This window comes from Amycolatopsis sp. WAC 04197 (assembly GCF_003947475.1).
GTDB lineage: Bacteria > Actinomycetota > Actinomycetes > Mycobacteriales > Pseudonocardiaceae > Amycolatopsis > Amycolatopsis japonica.
Map to the genome: position 1 here is coordinate 136,835 of NZ_QHJK01000015.1, position 14,846 is coordinate 151,680.

The 14,846-nt window shown below is 70.2% G+C and carries 14 protein-coding genes; 1 reads left to right on the forward strand and 13 read right to left on the reverse strand.

Annotated features, from left to right (window positions below):
• Positions 1-176: 176 nt before the first annotated feature.
• Genes DMC64_RS39295 through DMC64_RS39340 form a run of 10 tightly spaced genes read right to left on the reverse strand, consistent with a single transcriptional unit; the run spans position 177 to position 11,854 of the window.
• Positions 177-4,187: a VWA domain-containing protein gene (locus tag DMC64_RS39295; protein WP_125737653.1), complete on the reverse strand. Its 4,011-nt coding sequence runs from the start codon at positions 4,185-4,187 to the stop codon at positions 177-179.
• Positions 4,188-4,198: 11 nt separating this feature from the next.
• On the reverse strand, positions 4,199-5,173 hold the full coding sequence (locus DMC64_RS39300; protein ID WP_125737654.1) for a zinc ribbon domain-containing protein: 975 nt from the start codon (positions 5,171-5,173) through the stop codon (positions 4,199-4,201).
• A 3-nt stretch (positions 5,174-5,176) separates the two neighbouring features.
• Positions 5,177-5,716, reverse strand: a complete 540-nt coding sequence (locus DMC64_RS39305; RefSeq protein ID WP_125737655.1) for a phage tail protein — start codon at positions 5,714-5,716, stop codon at positions 5,177-5,179.
• Positions 5,713-7,674, reverse strand: a complete 1,962-nt coding sequence (locus tag DMC64_RS39310; protein ID WP_125737656.1) for a putative baseplate assembly protein — start codon at positions 7,672-7,674, stop codon at positions 5,713-5,715. The genes DMC64_RS39305 and DMC64_RS39310 overlap by 4 nt, the downstream gene beginning before the upstream one ends.
• On the reverse strand, positions 7,674-8,084 hold the full coding sequence (locus DMC64_RS39315; protein WP_125737657.1) for a GPW/gp25 family protein: 411 nt from the start codon (positions 8,082-8,084) through the stop codon (positions 7,674-7,676). Before DMC64_RS39315 ends, DMC64_RS39310 begins: the two co-directional genes overlap by 1 nt.
• A 1-nt stretch (position 8,085) precedes the next feature.
• On the reverse strand, positions 8,086-8,367 hold the full coding sequence (locus tag DMC64_RS39320) for a PAAR domain-containing protein (RefSeq protein WP_037344462.1): 282 nt from the start codon (positions 8,365-8,367) through the stop codon (positions 8,086-8,088).
• Positions 8,368-8,378: 11 nt separating this feature from the next.
• A complete protein-coding gene (locus tag DMC64_RS39325; RefSeq protein WP_125737658.1) occupies positions 8,379-10,199 on the reverse strand; it encodes a VgrG-related protein in 1,821 nt (606 codons plus the stop codon).
• Positions 10,192-10,956, reverse strand: a complete 765-nt coding sequence (locus tag DMC64_RS39330; RefSeq protein ID WP_125737659.1) for a LysM peptidoglycan-binding domain-containing protein — start codon at positions 10,954-10,956, stop codon at positions 10,192-10,194. The genes DMC64_RS39325 and DMC64_RS39330 overlap by 8 nt, the downstream gene beginning before the upstream one ends.
• A 2-nt stretch (positions 10,957-10,958) precedes the next feature.
• Positions 10,959-11,405: a phage tail protein gene (locus DMC64_RS39335; RefSeq protein WP_016333594.1), complete on the reverse strand. Its 447-nt coding sequence runs from the start codon at positions 11,403-11,405 to the stop codon at positions 10,959-10,961.
• Positions 11,406-11,416: 11 nt separating this feature from the next.
• Positions 11,417-11,854 carry a hypothetical protein gene (locus DMC64_RS39340; RefSeq protein WP_125737660.1) on the reverse strand — a complete coding sequence of 146 codons (438 nt, stop codon included), beginning with the start codon at positions 11,852-11,854 and terminating at the stop codon, positions 11,417-11,419.
• Between DMC64_RS39340 and DMC64_RS39345 the strand changes: the two genes are divergently transcribed.
• Positions 11,853-12,239, forward strand: a complete 387-nt coding sequence (locus tag DMC64_RS39345; protein WP_125737661.1) for a hypothetical protein — start codon at positions 11,853-11,855, stop codon at positions 12,237-12,239. The two genes, DMC64_RS39340 and DMC64_RS39345, sit on opposite strands and share 2 nt — an antisense overlap.
• A 1,551-nt stretch (positions 12,240-13,790) precedes the next feature.
• On the opposite strand, the gene DMC64_RS39350 is transcribed toward DMC64_RS39345, so the two are convergent.
• Genes DMC64_RS39350 through DMC64_RS39360 form a run of 3 tightly spaced genes read right to left on the reverse strand, consistent with a single transcriptional unit; the run spans position 13,791 to position 14,834 of the window.
• A complete protein-coding gene (locus DMC64_RS39350) occupies positions 13,791-13,949 on the reverse strand; it encodes a DUF6760 family protein (protein ID WP_016333592.1) in 159 nt (52 codons plus the stop codon).
• Complete coding sequence (locus tag DMC64_RS39355) at positions 13,946-14,386, reverse strand: hypothetical protein (RefSeq protein WP_073842281.1); 441 nt, start codon at positions 14,384-14,386, stop codon at positions 13,946-13,948. Before DMC64_RS39355 ends, DMC64_RS39350 begins: the two co-directional genes overlap by 4 nt.
• A gap of 4 nt (positions 14,387-14,390) precedes the next feature.
• The gene (locus DMC64_RS39360; protein WP_125737662.1) at positions 14,391-14,834 is read right to left on the reverse strand and encodes a phage tail protein; all 444 of its coding nucleotides are present in this window, start codon (positions 14,832-14,834) and stop codon (positions 14,391-14,393) included.
• Positions 14,835-14,846: the final 12 nt, after the last annotated feature.

Below are 14,846 nucleotides of genomic sequence, written 5' to 3' on the forward strand. Positions count from 1 at the left end.
GGATGCCTTCACGGACCGGACCCCCAGGGCGCGGCGTGAGCGAAGGCGTGACTCGCGTGATCAGAGACGGAACTCGCGTGACTGGAGGCCGCACTCGGGGTGTTCCGCCGCCGATCACGCGAGTTCCGCCTTCGATCACGCGAGTGCGGCCGATCGGTCCAGGTGGTCGTGAGTGCTCAGCCTCGGGTGATGAACGGGGGTTGCAGGGTGCGGAGCACGACCAGGATCGGATTCGACGCCGCCGTCCCGAATTTCGGGCCGCCGACCGAGGTCACGTTCACCGTGCGCGGGCCGATCAGGTCGTGGTGGAAGATCAGGAAGTACGCCTCGAATCGTCCATCGGCGCCGACGGTGACCTGCCCCGGCGCGGAGATGCCCGCCGACCAGGCCAGCCGGACCACTGCGCCCGGCGGGAAGTCCGTTCCCCGCACCCGCGGGACGAAGCCGAGCGTGCCGATCTTCGGATCCAGCTCGACCACCGGCTGCCGGACCACCACACGCGCGGTCGCCGTGTTGTCCCTGGCGTTGTTGTCCGGCCCGGTCGTGCTCACCGTGCCGGACACCTGGCCCTCGAACGCGGCCTTCGCGGCCAACGAGATCCGGACCGTCACGGTCTGCCCCGGCCCGAGCGTCCCGAGCGCGCAACTTCCACCACCGGGCGCACAGCCGGGTGCGGCCGAAGTCGCGGGAAGTTGCGGTGGCAGCTGGGTCACCAACCGGACGGCCGGCATCGGGGCCTGGGAACCGTTGTGCACCAGGTAGGTCAGCACCACGTCGTCGCCGCCGGCGAACAACGGGACCGCCGAGACCGACATCCCGACCGACAAGGATCCAGGGGTCACCGGTGGCGCCGGTTTTTCGCCGACCGTCACGACCGCTGCGGCGGAGTTGTTCCGTGCGTCGGCGTCGGGTCCGGCCGTGGTGGCCGTTCCGGTCGCCGACTGCGCTCCGGCGACCAGACCGGTCGCGCTGAACCGCACCCGTACCTCCTCGCCCGGCACCAGCGTGCCGAACGCGCACACCAGTTCCGGTGAGCAGATGCCTTTGGTGGGGACGGCCGCCGCCGGTCGCAGTCCGGCCGTCAGCCGGACGAACAAACCCACCACGGGCGACGCGGTGGCGCCGCGGTTGGTCACGACGAACTCGAACGTGGTGAGCCCCTCGAACGGGATCGCGGCGGGTACGGCGCTCGTGCTCACCGCGAGGTCGGGAATCCGTTGGAACGTGGGCTGCGAGGCACCACCGGGGCCGTCGATCAGGATCCGGCCGTCGCCGCCGGTGAACGGGACGACCGCGATCCGCGGCGGGGACTCGCCCGGCGAGTTCGTGTACGCGACGAGCCCGCCGTCCGGCGACCAGGCCGGATCGTCGACGTATCCCGTGCGCTGCACCAGGATCCGGGCCGCGCCGCCGTCGGCGGGAGCCACGCAGACCAGCGCGTTGCCGCTCTGGAACGCGAGGGTGGCCCCGTCCGGCGAGACGTCCGCCGCGCTTTCCGCACCGGACCCGCAACCCGGACCGAACTGCGACGAAAGGTCACGCTGGTCTCCCGGCACGACGACGTCGGGCGAAGGCTGGGTCAACGTGACCTGCCACAGCTGCTTCCGTCGCTCCTCTCCCGGCGGGGCGACGGCCATGACCGCGGTCTCGACGGCGGTGCCGTTCTTTCCGCGCGCCGTGCACGTCACCGTGGTGGCCCCGACCGGGAACAGGCTGCCGGACAACGGCGTGCAGTTCGGCTCGAGCGGGCTCCCGTCCACGTCCATCGCGGTCGCGGGATACTCGATCACCGTGGGGCCGGTCCCGGTCACCGTCCGGTCGTGCAGCGTGATCAGCGGCAGCGCCGGATCCTTGACGCGCACGGTGACGTTTTCGGTGTATCCCGGCCGCACGGTGGACTCCCCGTTCAACCGGAACTCCACGCGGCAACGCAGGAAGGAACCCACCGCGGCCGTCTGCGACACCGTCGCCGTTTCGGTGAACCGCGCGTTCGTGCCGCCGGGAACACTCTGCGGCCCCGCGGGATCGAACGTCAGCGTGAGGCCGGGATCGCAGAAGCTCACCGGCTGGACGCTGACCGGGAGATCACCGATACCCGCGATGATCGCCTCCGAGATCCGGCCGGCGTCGGTGTCGGGTGTGAGGACACCGTTGGTGGCGCCGGTGATCGCGGTCGCCTGTCTCCGCGCGTCGAGGCCGCGGTCGGGATCGGTGCTCGACCCGCCGGTGACCGCGGGAACGGCCACCACGCTGATCTTCGCCGCGTTCAGTGCGGCGATCACCTCCGCCCTCGGCGGGGTCTCGTGGCTCGCCGCGTCGCCGACCAGGACGACGACCCGGCTGCTGCCGGGGCGGAAGGTGATGGCTCCGGTCGCGACCTTCTGCAAGGCCAGAAGCCAGTCCTCGGCGGTGTCGCCACCGCCGCCCGCCTTGATCCGGGCGAACGCGTCGGACAGCAGTTTCCGTTCGGCCTCGGTACCCGCCGGGGTCAGCGGCTGCTGAACGTAGAACGACCGCGGGATGGGTTGATCCTTGTCGTCGTTCACGTCGCCGAACGCCGCGACGGCGAACTGGGCTTCCTTCTCCCGTTCCCGCACGCTGTCGATGACCGTGCCGAGGTTCGTCTTGACCCCTTCGATCACCCCGCCCATGGAGCCGGTCTGATCCATCAGCAGGACGACGTCCGGCAAGGACCGGATCCGGTCGGTCTGCACCGTCTTGCCGATCCGTGTCGATCCGCCGCGCCCGACCGGCACGTCCACCGTCGCGGGGTCCACTCTGGACGGTCCCGGGGGCCCGATCCGGGTGGCGGCACGGGTGAGCGTGATCTTCGTCCCGTCCGCCGACCAAACCGGCTGCGAGTCGTCACCGCGCAGATGGGCCGGGATCGGGATTTCGCCGAGAACACGGCCGTCGGCGACGCGCACGATCCGCACGAAGCTGTCGGAGCCTTCGCCGATCGACACGGTCCGGGTGAACGCGATCTTCGTCGCGTCCGGCGACCATGCCGGATGGCGCTCCCGTTTGCCGCGCTCGGCCGCGGTCAGCGCTCGCGGCGCGCCACCGTCGGCGTTCGCCACGACGATCTGACTGTTCCGGCTCTCGCCGGTGCCGAATTCCGTGTAGGCCAGCGAAGTCCCGTCCGGGGAGAAGGCGGGATCGGCTTCGTCCACGTCCGGCCGGTTCGTGAGGTCGCGGCGGTCGCCGCCGCGCGCGTCCGCGCTCCAGATGTCGGTGGTGGCCCCGCCGCGGAGCTGGGTGAACACCGGCTGCCCGTCTGCGCGGAAGGTCGGTTCGGTCTCGCCGATGCCGGACAGCGCGGAGATCACCGAGACCTGACCACCCGCGACCTGTTTGACGTCACCGAGCGGATCCGGTTGCCGGGTGGTGAAGGCCAGCCGCACGCCGTCCGGCGACCACGCGGGCTCGGACGAGTCACCGGGCTCCGGTACCGCGCGGGTGACGGCGCCGCCGGTGTCGGCCATGACCACGACGTCCCCGGCCGGGTCGAATCTGGTGGTGGTGAACGCGATCCGGGAACCGGTGGGCGCCCAAGCGGGCTGGGTGTCCGCGGCGGGGTCGTTGGTCAGGCGCGTCGGCGCGCCGCCGCCCGACGGCACGGTGTAGAGGTCACCGGCCGGATCCTCGCCGGTACCGCTGAACACGAGACGGCCGCCGTCGGGCGACCAGCTCGGCGAATCGTCCGAGGCCGGTCCCGACGTCACCTGACGCAGCCCGCGGCCGTCGACGCCGATCACGAAGATGTCCTTGCTGCCCGTGCGTTCCGAGACGAACGCCACCGACGAACCGTCGGGCGACAACGCCGGATGCGTGTCGACGGTCGCGTCGTCGGTCAGGCGCACCGGGACCTTGGTGCCGTCGCGCAGGTACCAGATCTCGCCGTCGCGTTCGGCGCCGTCACGGACGGCCCGTTTGCTCACCCACACCTGGCCGCCTTTGCTTGCGGACGCGTCGGAATCGACGCCCCCGGCGCCCGGGGGCAGTGCCGCGCCGGACGCCTGGACCAAGGCCGTGGTCGCGGCGCTGACGTAGCCGACGCGGTAGGGCGCGGCGGGAGGCGCGGGCTCCTGCGCCGCGGTCGGCGCGAGCACCCCGGTGATCGCCGCCCCGCCCAGCACCGCGACGAACGCGATCGCCGCCACCGCTCGGTTCGGGCGCATGGTCATCCAGTCCTTCCTCAGCCGGCCTCGAACAGCTCGATCTCGGAGATCGCGACGTCCATGCCGTCCAGCGAGCGATGCAGCCCGACCACGTGCAGTTCGACGCTCGTCGCGCCCGCGCTGTTCTCGATCGGGATCTCCTGGGCGTCCGGCGTGTCGGCCAGCACCATGTCGTAGGTCTTGCCGGTGGAGAACACGAGATGCAAGGTCTTCGGCCGGTGCGCGGCCTGGAAGTTCGCGCCGTTGCCGGAATGCACGATCGCCTTCCGCAGATCCACCGGATGGTCGAAGGTGAACACCAGCACGGGTTCGCCCTGGGCGGTCGCCGCCCAGAAAGTGTTCTTGGCGTTGTCGCTGACCAGGTTTCCCGGATGGCCCGGCGACTGCGCGTTCGCGGTCACCTTGCTCGGGCGCACCGGGTTCAGCTTCGTCTCGAAGATCCCCGTCACCTGGCTCCACAGGCCGGCCGCGGCGGTGTTGATCGCGCCCCGGAACGGCTGGTACAGCGCGTAGATCAGCGCCGAGAGCACCAGCATCACCGCGATCACCCGCCGGACGGCCTTGCCCACCTGGCGTCGCGCGGCACCGGCCCGGCCGACGCGGCGGCGGACGCCGTCCTTGCCCGGCCGCTCCCCCGCCTTGTGCTCCCGGGGTCCGCGGCGGAACAGCCGACGCCACCACGACGTCTTCACGACTTCCGACTCGGCCAGGGACGCGCCGCACCGGCCGCAGAAATTGCGGGTGGGCACGTTGCCCTTGCCGCATCTGCCGCAGATCAGGTCGCCCGGGCGGAGCACCTGCTCCTCGGCCGTCCGCTGCGGCGGCTGCCGGACCGGCGCGAGCGGTTCGGCGGGCTGCACGACCTGGGCCTGGGCGACCGGCTGACGCACCGCGACGGGTTCCTCGTCATCCCACTTCAGGTACCGTCCGCATTCGCCGCAGAACTCGACGTCGGCCGGACCCTGATGCCCGCATTCCCGGTAGATGACCATCCGCTACCCCTCCACCACTTCCACCGTGACGCGCACGTGGGCGGGCACCGCGTCCACGACCGTCGCCGTCAGCCGCCGTTCGTCGATCGGGCTCCGATCAGGCATCCGCACGCGCACGTGGACCCACGGCGCTCCCGGATCCGGGAGCGGTGCCCCGGGCTCCGGTGACGCCACGACACCGCCGCTGTCGGTCACCTCGACCGCGCCACCGGTCAGCAGCCGCACGTGTTCGGCGAGCCCGCGCTGCGTACCGCGCCACCGATGCAGTTCGACCGACCGGGTCACGAGTTCGCGCAAGCGGACCGGGCTCCAGCCTTCGTCGACGCGCAACGCCACCCAATGCGCCAGCCAGCCGACGAAATCCTCCGGCGCCAGGTTCGGGTCGAGGTAACCCGAAAAGTTGTCCAACGTGGCGAAGACCGGTGCGAGCACCTCGTCGAGCGCACCGGTGAAGCCCTGGACGAACCGGTCCTCGGCGTAGACCGAGGGCAGCTGCTCACCGATCGGATGCGGGCTCGGCAGCCCGGGCACGGCCGCTCTCATCGGTCACTCTCCCGGACCCGGACCTGATGCCCGAACGAGAACGCGAGCGCGTGGGGCGGCAGATCGAGCCGGTCGACCTGCTCGCCGCGTTCCCGCGTCACCGGATTGGCCGCGAACAAGCGTACGTCCTCCACCATCTCGACCCCGGGAAGCCGTTGCAGCACCGCGAAAACCTCACCCGACTGCACCGGCCGCCCGAACGGCCAGCCGTCGCCGTCCGGCCCGCCGGTGAGTGGGTTGAAGTAGTCGTAGAGCGCCTGCGTCGCCCGCGGGCCGAGGGTGCCGGGGCTGGTCCGGCGGCGCGACCGCAGCCGGGCGACGACCGTGACACCGTGGTAGAACGGCGCTTCCACGGACACGAGGGCGCCGACACAGCGGCGTTCGTCCAGATACCGCTCGATCCGGGTCCGCATCCCGGGGTCGAGCATCAACGTCGCGAACTTGAGCTCGCCGGTGTCCGGAACGGCGGGCACGACGAGGACGCGGATCGCGCCGGTCTCGCGGCCGTCGGGGCCGTGCGCGGGTACGCAGCGCACCCTCGCCGCCTCGGGCGCCGCTTCCCGCGCGAGCTGTTCGTAGTCCTCGGCGGTGACGGCGCGGTCGCGGGTGCGCAGCAGCAACGGGCCGCGGACCGCCGCGTCCCGCACCGATTCGCCGTCCACCCCACCGGTCGCCTGACGCCGGTTGACCACACTGCTGACGAACGGGATCGGGTCCCGTTGCACCTCGAGCACTTCACGGGCGACGTTCCCGCGCCGCCCGCCACCGGCCCGGTAGACGGGCACCCGGATCGCGGCGGCCTTGGCCGGAACGGCGCCGTAGTACCGGATGCCGCCCTCGGGCTGGCGCACGGCGGGGCCGAACGCGATCTCACCGGCGACCCGGTCGAGCTGGACGTGCCGGTCTTCCGGGCCCGATTCGGCGAACGAGGACACCTCGGTCCACTCCTGCCAGCCGTCGGGACCGGACACCTCCACGATCAGCTCGTCCCCGCCCGCCACCACCGGCCGCCTGCCGAGCGGGAACCGCTGTCCGGGCAGGCCGTCCGAGGTGCCGACGATCTCGCCGTGCACGACCTCGGCGTGCACCGCGCCGACCGTGCCGCCGATGGTCGACGCCTCGACCGAGCGCAGCCGCGGCGATCGCTGGAAGAACGGCTGATTCTGCTTCGGTTCCGTCAACCGGCAACGGATCCAGCCCGCGTGCCGCCCGGCGAGCACCGACGCCGAATGCCCCGGCGGCACGTGCAGCACGACGTCCCCCGGCCGGTTGAACGCGCCGGTGCTGTCCCGGTCGATCTCACCGGCGGCCCAGCCGTGCCCGTCCCAGGCCTCCCACACCCACGGCGGGTCGTGCGGATCGACACCCTGCCCTTCGACCTCGCAGTCCATCCGCAGCAGTACCGCGCAGCCGGGCACGGCGTCCGACAGTCCGAAGTAGACGATGTCGCCGGGCGCGGGGTTTTCGGCGAAACACGCGGGTTCGCCGCCGACCAGCAGGTCGTCGGTGCGGTCGACCGGCGGCACACCGGGGTCGGCGTCGCCGGTGGCCAGGCCCGCGAGCGAACAAGGCACGATCGTCAGCGTGCGCTCCACGGTGAACACGACGGGGTCCTCGACCTCGTCGCGCACACTCGCGACCTGCTTTCCCGCGGAGACGATCACCGGGACGTCCCGTGCCGCCGAGAGCCAGAACGTCACGTCGGTGCGCGCGGCGGTCGGCGCGAACAACCGCACGCCGATGAGGTCGAGGAACCGCAGGTAGTGCAGATCCGGCACGCGGTTGAGCCGGTAGAGCACCTGGTCGACCATCTGCGCGAACGTCTCGATCAGCGTCACGCCGGGATCGGAGACGTTGTGGTCCGTCCATTCAGGACAGTTGCGCTGGACGAGATACTTGGCTTCGTCGACCAGATCCTGGAACCGGCGGTCGTCGAGATTGGGCACGGGCAGCGACATCACACACCGTCCTGAATGGACTCGTGCGGCGGGATGACGTAGAACGGGAACACCAGGTTGCGCGGGTCGTTGGTGCCGCGCAGCTGGTACTTGATGTCGATGAGCAGTGTGCCGCGCTCGGCCTCGGAGAATCCGACCACCACGTCGGTGAGCGTGATCCGCGGCTCCCACCGCTCCAGCGCGGTGCGCACCTCGTAGGCGATCTGTCCCGCGGTGGCCGAGTCGGCGGGCGCGAACACGAGGTCGTGCACCGCGCAGCCGAACTCCGGGCGCATCGGCCGTTCACCGGGAGCGGTGGCCAGGATCAGCCGGATACTCTCGACCACTTCGCGCTCGCCGCCGACCAAGGCGATCGAGCCCGTCGCGTCGGTGCGCACCGGGAACGCCAGTCCCCTGCCCAGGAAATCCATGTCAGCCTCCGATCAGGACGGTCGGGCAGCCCAGGACGATCGGCGCGCCGCAGGCGGCCAGGTCGCCCATGCGGGCCGCGGGCAGGCCGCCGATCAGCACCGTCGGACAGCCCGGTGGCGCGATCGGCGTCGGCGGGTGCACGGCGGGCGGCGGGAACGAGCAGGTGTGCAGCGTGCCGACGGTGGCGGCGGGCATCCCGCCGATGAGCACGGTCGGCACACCGGGTCCGGCGATGACGCCCGGATGCCCGGTCGGGTCGCCGACCCTCGCGGCTGGTGGCATGCCTGCTCCCCTCAGTTGATCTTGACCACGCCGCCGCGTACGGTCACGACACCGCTCGCGGTCAGCTCCGTCTGGCCCTGTCCCTTGACCGAAACCGTCGCGCCCTCGACGTTCACGCCCGCCGTGCCCGACAGCTTCAGGCTGCTACTCGCCTCGACGGTCGCCTCGGTCGCCGACTTCACGGACACCTTCTGGCCCTTGAGCTCCAGCGGACCGCTGCCCGCGTCGATGCTCACCCCGTTCCGCGCCTTCACCGTGACGCCCTTGCCGCTGGTCACCTCGATCATCTGGTTCTTCTGGTCGAGTTTGACCACGAGCTTCCCGTCGCCGGACGCGACGACGATGCCGTCCTGTTCGGCGAATTCGAGCTTGTGTCCCTTGCGGGAGACGAAACCCCGCACGGCGATCTCGCCGCTGTTGCCGTCGATCGGCGACGCGGTGAACTTCGGCACCGCGTCTACGCCGTTATACAACCCGCCCAGGACATACGGCGCCTCGAAGTCGCCTTGCTCGAAGCCGACGAGCACTTCGTCACCGACCTCGGACATGACCATCGCGCCCCGCCCGTTGCCCGCGCCGGGTTGCACCGTGCGCGCCCAGTTGCTGGTGAAGTTCTGATCCAGCCAGGGAAAGGTCAATTTGACCCGGCCGAGCCCGGCGGGATCCTTGGCGTCGCTGACCACCGCGGGTACCACTCCGGGCCACGCCGAGGTCTTGGAGCCACCGGCGACCAGCCCGTAAAGGGAGCGTTCCTGCCTGCCGGAGACGGCGAACTCGGTGGTGTAGCCGACTTCCGCGTTGAACAGGTGCCGGGTGCTGGTGAGCGTGTACTTGCCGGCGAACGGTTTGCCGACGCCGGTCAGTGTCACCGCCGCGCCCGCCCGGAGCTTCGGATTGCCCTTGGCGACCCCGTCGAGTTCGGTGCACGCGCCGCCGAGCCGTTCGGACAGCGCGACCGCCGCCGCTTTGGCCTCGGCCTGGGTCCGGCGCGGCGTATCCGCCGAGACGTACTTGGGGCTGGAGAACTTGTTCGCGAGCGCGACCGGGTCGACACCCTCGACCTCGGTGCTCGCGTTCTTCGGTTTTTCGGCGGCCACCACCGGCTTCTTCGTCGTGACGTCCCAGCCTCTGGCCTCGACCTCGGGCACCTGCTCGGCCGCGGTGACACTGGCGCGCAGGCTGACCAGCGTCCGGTGTGCTTCGAGCACCAGCGGGTCGGTGTTGGCCTTCGCGGTGGTGGCGGGCGCGGCCGAAGGCTTCTCCGCGAGCCGGAAGTTCAGCGCGCCCTCGCGCACGGCGATCTGGGCGCCGACCGACTCCGCCAGCCGGGAGAGGAAATCCCAGTCGCTGACGTTGTCCTGGCTGAACTGCGTATGCGGACGGCCGCCGACACCGGGGACCTGATCGATCTTGCCGACCTTCAGCCCGGCGCGCTGGGTCACCTTGGTGACGACGTCCGCGAGCGTCATCCCCGGGTAGACCGCGACCCGGCGGCCGCGGAACAGGCGGTGCGCGTGGTCGTACCCGCGCACCTCGGTGAAGGTGCCGATCCGGTCGAGGTCGATCGCGACCGCGGTGACCTCGCCGGAGAGCAATTCCTGCGGGGCTTCGGGATCGGAGGTCTGCACCTTCAGCTTGATCTGCGCGCCGACGGTGAACTTCCCCTTGTCCAGCACCACGTGCCCGGAATCGCGGAACCGCAGGACGAACATGTCCGGCAGGTTCCGGCTGTCGTCGACGTAGGCGTAGGAGAGCAGCGTCTTCACGTCGTCGGGTAGCGGGCCCCCGGCGACCTCGACGATGAGATTGTTCGCGAAGCTCTCGTTAGCCATCGAGTTCCTCCAGCGCCGGCACGAGCAACCGGGTGCCGGGCTGCAGCCGCATCGGGTCGTCGATGTCGTTGGCGTCGGCGATCTCGCGCCACTTCCCCGCGTCGCCGTAGGCGCGGAACGCCACCGCCTGCAGGGAATCACCGGCGACGAACACGTGGGTGTCCCGTGCCGCCAGCGCACCCGAGGTCGGGTTCTGCCCGCTCAGCTCGCCCGCGATCTCCTCCAGGTTCACCGTGCAGACCGCGCGCACCGGAGTACCCGACGGGGTGAACAGCGTGTACTTCGCGGTCACACTGGCGACGTACGCTGGGAAGCCCGTCATGCCGCCCCATTTGAAGATCACCCACGGCGGCGATCCTTTGCCGTGCTGGCGGCTTTCCTCGGTGGCCACACAGCAGGTGAAGAGCTGCTCGACCTTCTTGACGACGGCGTCGTCCATCTTGTCGGTGGCGTCGAGGAACATCTCCAGCGCGAGCTTGCACGGGTCCGAGCCCTTGAACTCGGGCGGTCCGCTCTTCTTCGCGTTGCGCTGCGGGTCACGGCCCCATTTGGCGTTCTTGGTGAGCGAGAGTTCCTTAGGGTTGAACTGGAACTTGATCTCGAACAGTTTGGCGCCGGGCTGCCCGGTGCCCCCGGATTGCGGAGGTTTGCGGACCTCCAGCAGCGCGCGCTGGAGGTTGTTCGGCGCCGGTTCGCCGGAGCCGTACGCCGCGGGCGGCTGGGATCCGGCGGAGGTGAACGTGACAGGTGAGGACATGGCTAGCCCTTCTTCGCCGGGCTGAGGAAGCCGTGGTGGGCCAGTTCGAGCGTCTCGGTGGCGACCTTGGGCGAGTCGGGCGAAAGCTGCGGCCCGCTCCAGCGCACGGGAACGACCCCTTCGAGCGACCAGCTGGCGATCACAGTGCCGTCGAGCGTGCGCGCTTCGATGGTCGCGGTCTTGCGCTCGATACCGCCCGCCATACCGGCGAACCACTTCGTGATCTGCGAGCTGGCCTCGGTGACCGGGCGAGAGAGCTTGATGTTGGAGTACTTGATCCGGGTCGGGAGCTGCCAGACCATCCCGTTGTTGCCGCCCTCTTCCCGCTGCTCCATGACGAACTCGCAACCCAGCCCGTCGCAACTGCTGAAGGCGCCGAGGTTGCCGAGGTTCTTGTCGTCGAGCTTGACGACGTAGCAAACGGCGACGGCTTCTTCCGCGTCCGGCATCGGCTTCTCCTTCAGTGCGGGCGATCGGTGAGCGCGCCGCGGCGCTCACGGTCGAGGCGGAGTTCGGTCTTCAGCCGCCGCAGCAGCGGGTCGAAAAGCTTCTTGACGAGTTCCTCGGTCTCGGGCTGCGCGGCCGGTGCCGCCTGCGCCGCCTGCGCCGCCTGCGCCGTCGCGGGCGCCGGCGCCGCGGGTGGCGGTGCGACAGGCTCCGGCGGTGGTGGCGTTTCCGGGTCGCGCTGGACGACCGCGGTCTCAGGCTGTCGCGGCACGACGGCGGGTGGCAGGTTGAGCACGAGACCCTTGCCGTCGATGACGGGCTCGCTGGACACAATGCGTTGGACGGATGGCGTTTCGGTGGTTCTCGCCACCGGAGGCATCGCCGTCGGCTGATGGAAGGTTTCGGCGTCTTGGCGTTGAACAACCGCCTTGGCCGTGATCGTCTCTGGCATGGGCGGAGTCCTCGGTGATACGGAAGGCAGCGGAGTGGCACCGCCCCCGCTCAGCAAGGCGGTCAGGGTCGGGCGCTGGCTCACCGCCGCCGGTGCGGGCGAGACCGCGGTCGTGCCATCGACGACTCGTGCCACCGGTAGCGGTGACGTCGAGATCACCGATACCGGTGGCGCGCTCACCGAGCCGCCGGGCGACTCTGGGGTTTCTGTTGTCCCGGAACGGATTCGCGGTGGTTCGGGCGGGCGGAAGGTGGTTTCGGGTGAAGAGCGCGACGAGGTGACCGTCGGCAGGCTCGGCGGCGGTTCGAGCGCCCGGGAGACCAAGGTCGGCGCCTCTGCATTCTCCTGTGGCGGTTCGTCGCGGAGGCGCTGCACCGGCCGCTGAACAAACGTAGGCTCCACCGGCGATTCGTCGCGCAGACGCTGAGCCGCTGGCGATTCATCACGCAAGCGCTGCACCGGCCGGGGAGCCGACGCAGGCTCGCCCGGTGACTCATAGCGCTGCACCGGTCTCTGGATCGACGCCGGGTCCCCCGATGACTCAAAGCGCCGCACCGGCCCCTGAACCGACAGCGGCCCTACTGGCGACTCGTCCCGCAAGGGCTGTACCGGCCGCTGAACCGACACAGGCTCGCCTGGCGATTCATGGCGCTGCACCGGTTCCCGAACCGCTAGCGGTTCCGCCGGTGTTTCATCGCGCAGGCGCTGTATCGGTCCCAACGGCGACTCATCACGCAGACGCTGCACCGGTCCCCGAACCGGGGGCGGTTCCGCTGGCGACTCACCCCGCAAACGCTGCACCGGCTTCCGAACCGAAGCCCCGGCCTGCGACACCTCCCGGTGTTCCGGCGACGGAAGGTCCAGAGCCGATTCGACGACCGAACGCTGGACGGCCGGTGCGGAAGTCGGCGTCTCCACAGGCATGGCCGGAAGAGTCCGCTCCTCCCGCGCCACGTCACCCGGTGCCGAGACCGTGGGCAGCACCGGAGTCTCGACATCACCCGCCAGCGGCGCGTCCGCCTCGGCGACGTTGTCTTCTACTACTGGTGCGTCGACACTCGGCGGCTCCGCCTGGACCGAGTCCGGCAAGATCGGCGCACCGAGCCCCAACCGCCGTGGCGCCGCCTCGACCTGTTCCGTCCGCTGGACGACCGGCAGCGCGGGCCGCGGTGTCACCACCGCCGAAGTGGGTGGCTCGGCGGGGAGCGGGTCCGGAACCTGGACCGGCACGGTCTCGGTATCGACCGGGTCGTGGCCAGGCTCGGAAGTCTCGACTACCCGTGGTTCGACTTCGGGCTCCGGAGTGGGGATCGGAGCGCTCGGGGTTTCCGACCGGATCGCTTGGACCGTCCTCATCGGCGGGCGAGCCGACGAGCCCGCGGTGGTCAACGGCATCGACGGCCGGTCGGCGTCACGCGACGCCGCCGCGACGGCCGGCAGCACGAGCGTGGCCGTCGGCTCCAGCGCGATGGCCGGCTCGAAAGCCGGCCCCGGCTCTTCCGGCAACGGCTCCTCATACGACTGCACGGCAGGGACGGATTCCTGTTCAGGGACAGGACTTTCGGGACCGTCCGGTTCGGCGCTCCGCTGCACCGACATTCCCCAAAGACGGGACAGCACACCACGTTTGCGGGCGGACCGCTGCACCACAGGCATGTCCGGCGGGGCCATCGGCGCCCGCGCGAGACCGTCGATGACACCCGAAGGTTCCGCAGGACCGACCCGATGCCCCAACGGCTCCAGGTATGCCGGGCTCCGCCAGGACGTCAGCGAGGCACTGAATCTCTGCACCGGATTGATCAGTGGATGCTCGGCGACGACGCGCTGGATCGGCGGCAGGCTGCGCCATTCGGCCCGGGTCACCGGCAGCGGGGCCGGTGCCGCCGCTTCCGGGGGCGGGCCCGGCTCCTTCCTGCGCCACGTCCACATCGAAGCGTCACCGTCCCTCGCTCATCCGAGTGTTGATCCGGGCGATCTCGGCGACGTAGGTCAACCGGTCGTGGTGTTCGAGGTCGAGGATGTCGTCGAGCGACCAGTGCAGGTGGTAGGCGACGTACGCGACTTCCTCGTGCAGCCGTCCGGCCGCGTACGTCACGATTCCCCCAGGCGGCCGCCGGCGACGTCGACGACGAACTCGTGGCCGCACTCCGGGCAGGCGACACCCGCCCGCGTATGGCCTTCGCTGTTGATCCGCCGGTACATGTCCTGCAGGAAGGCCAGATCCGAAGCGAACAGGTTCTCGATGACTCCGGCGTGCACGTCGGTGACGTCGCCGATCCGGGTGATCACCCTGGCCAGCAGCACCACCGTGAGGAAGGCCGAGTTCTCGCGCACCCGGTCGTCCCGCAGCGGGACGAGTTCGTCCCGCGCGGTCGCCAGCCGCATCACGCCGGAGTGGTGCACGTTCCCCGCGTCGTCGACGTAACCGCGCGGGAGTTCGAACGCGAACTCGGTCCGCAGCTTCGGCCGCGCCTGCGCTTCCGGCACGACGGGGGCTTCTTCGGCCGGCGCCGACGCCATCACCCTGCGCATGGGCTCACTCGACTTCCATCTGCTCGTAGGTGACCACGAGCTTCTCGGTGAGCACACTGGTGTCGCCCGCCTTCAGCGCGCCGATCTCCAGGCTCTTCGGCCACGCGTTGGTGAGCTTGTAGCGTTTGATCGGGGCGCCTTCGTAGTCGTAGACGATGATCGCGCCGCCCTTGCGAGCGGAACCCATCTTGCCGAAGTGCGCGTCCTTGACCCATTTCTCGAAGCTGCTGTCCTCGGTCAGACCGCGGCTCAGCGTCACCTCGCCCGCCTTCGGCCGGCCGGGGAGCTTCTTGATGACGTACTTGCCGTCCACGGTGTTCTGCTTGAGCTCGATGACGTCCTGCTCCATCTTCAGACCGGAGACCTCGGAGATCTGTTTGATCTGAACGCCGTCGATCTCGAGCCCGAAGGAGCAGCCGACAGCCTTGTCAAGATCGGGAAGTGCCATTTCGGAGCCCTT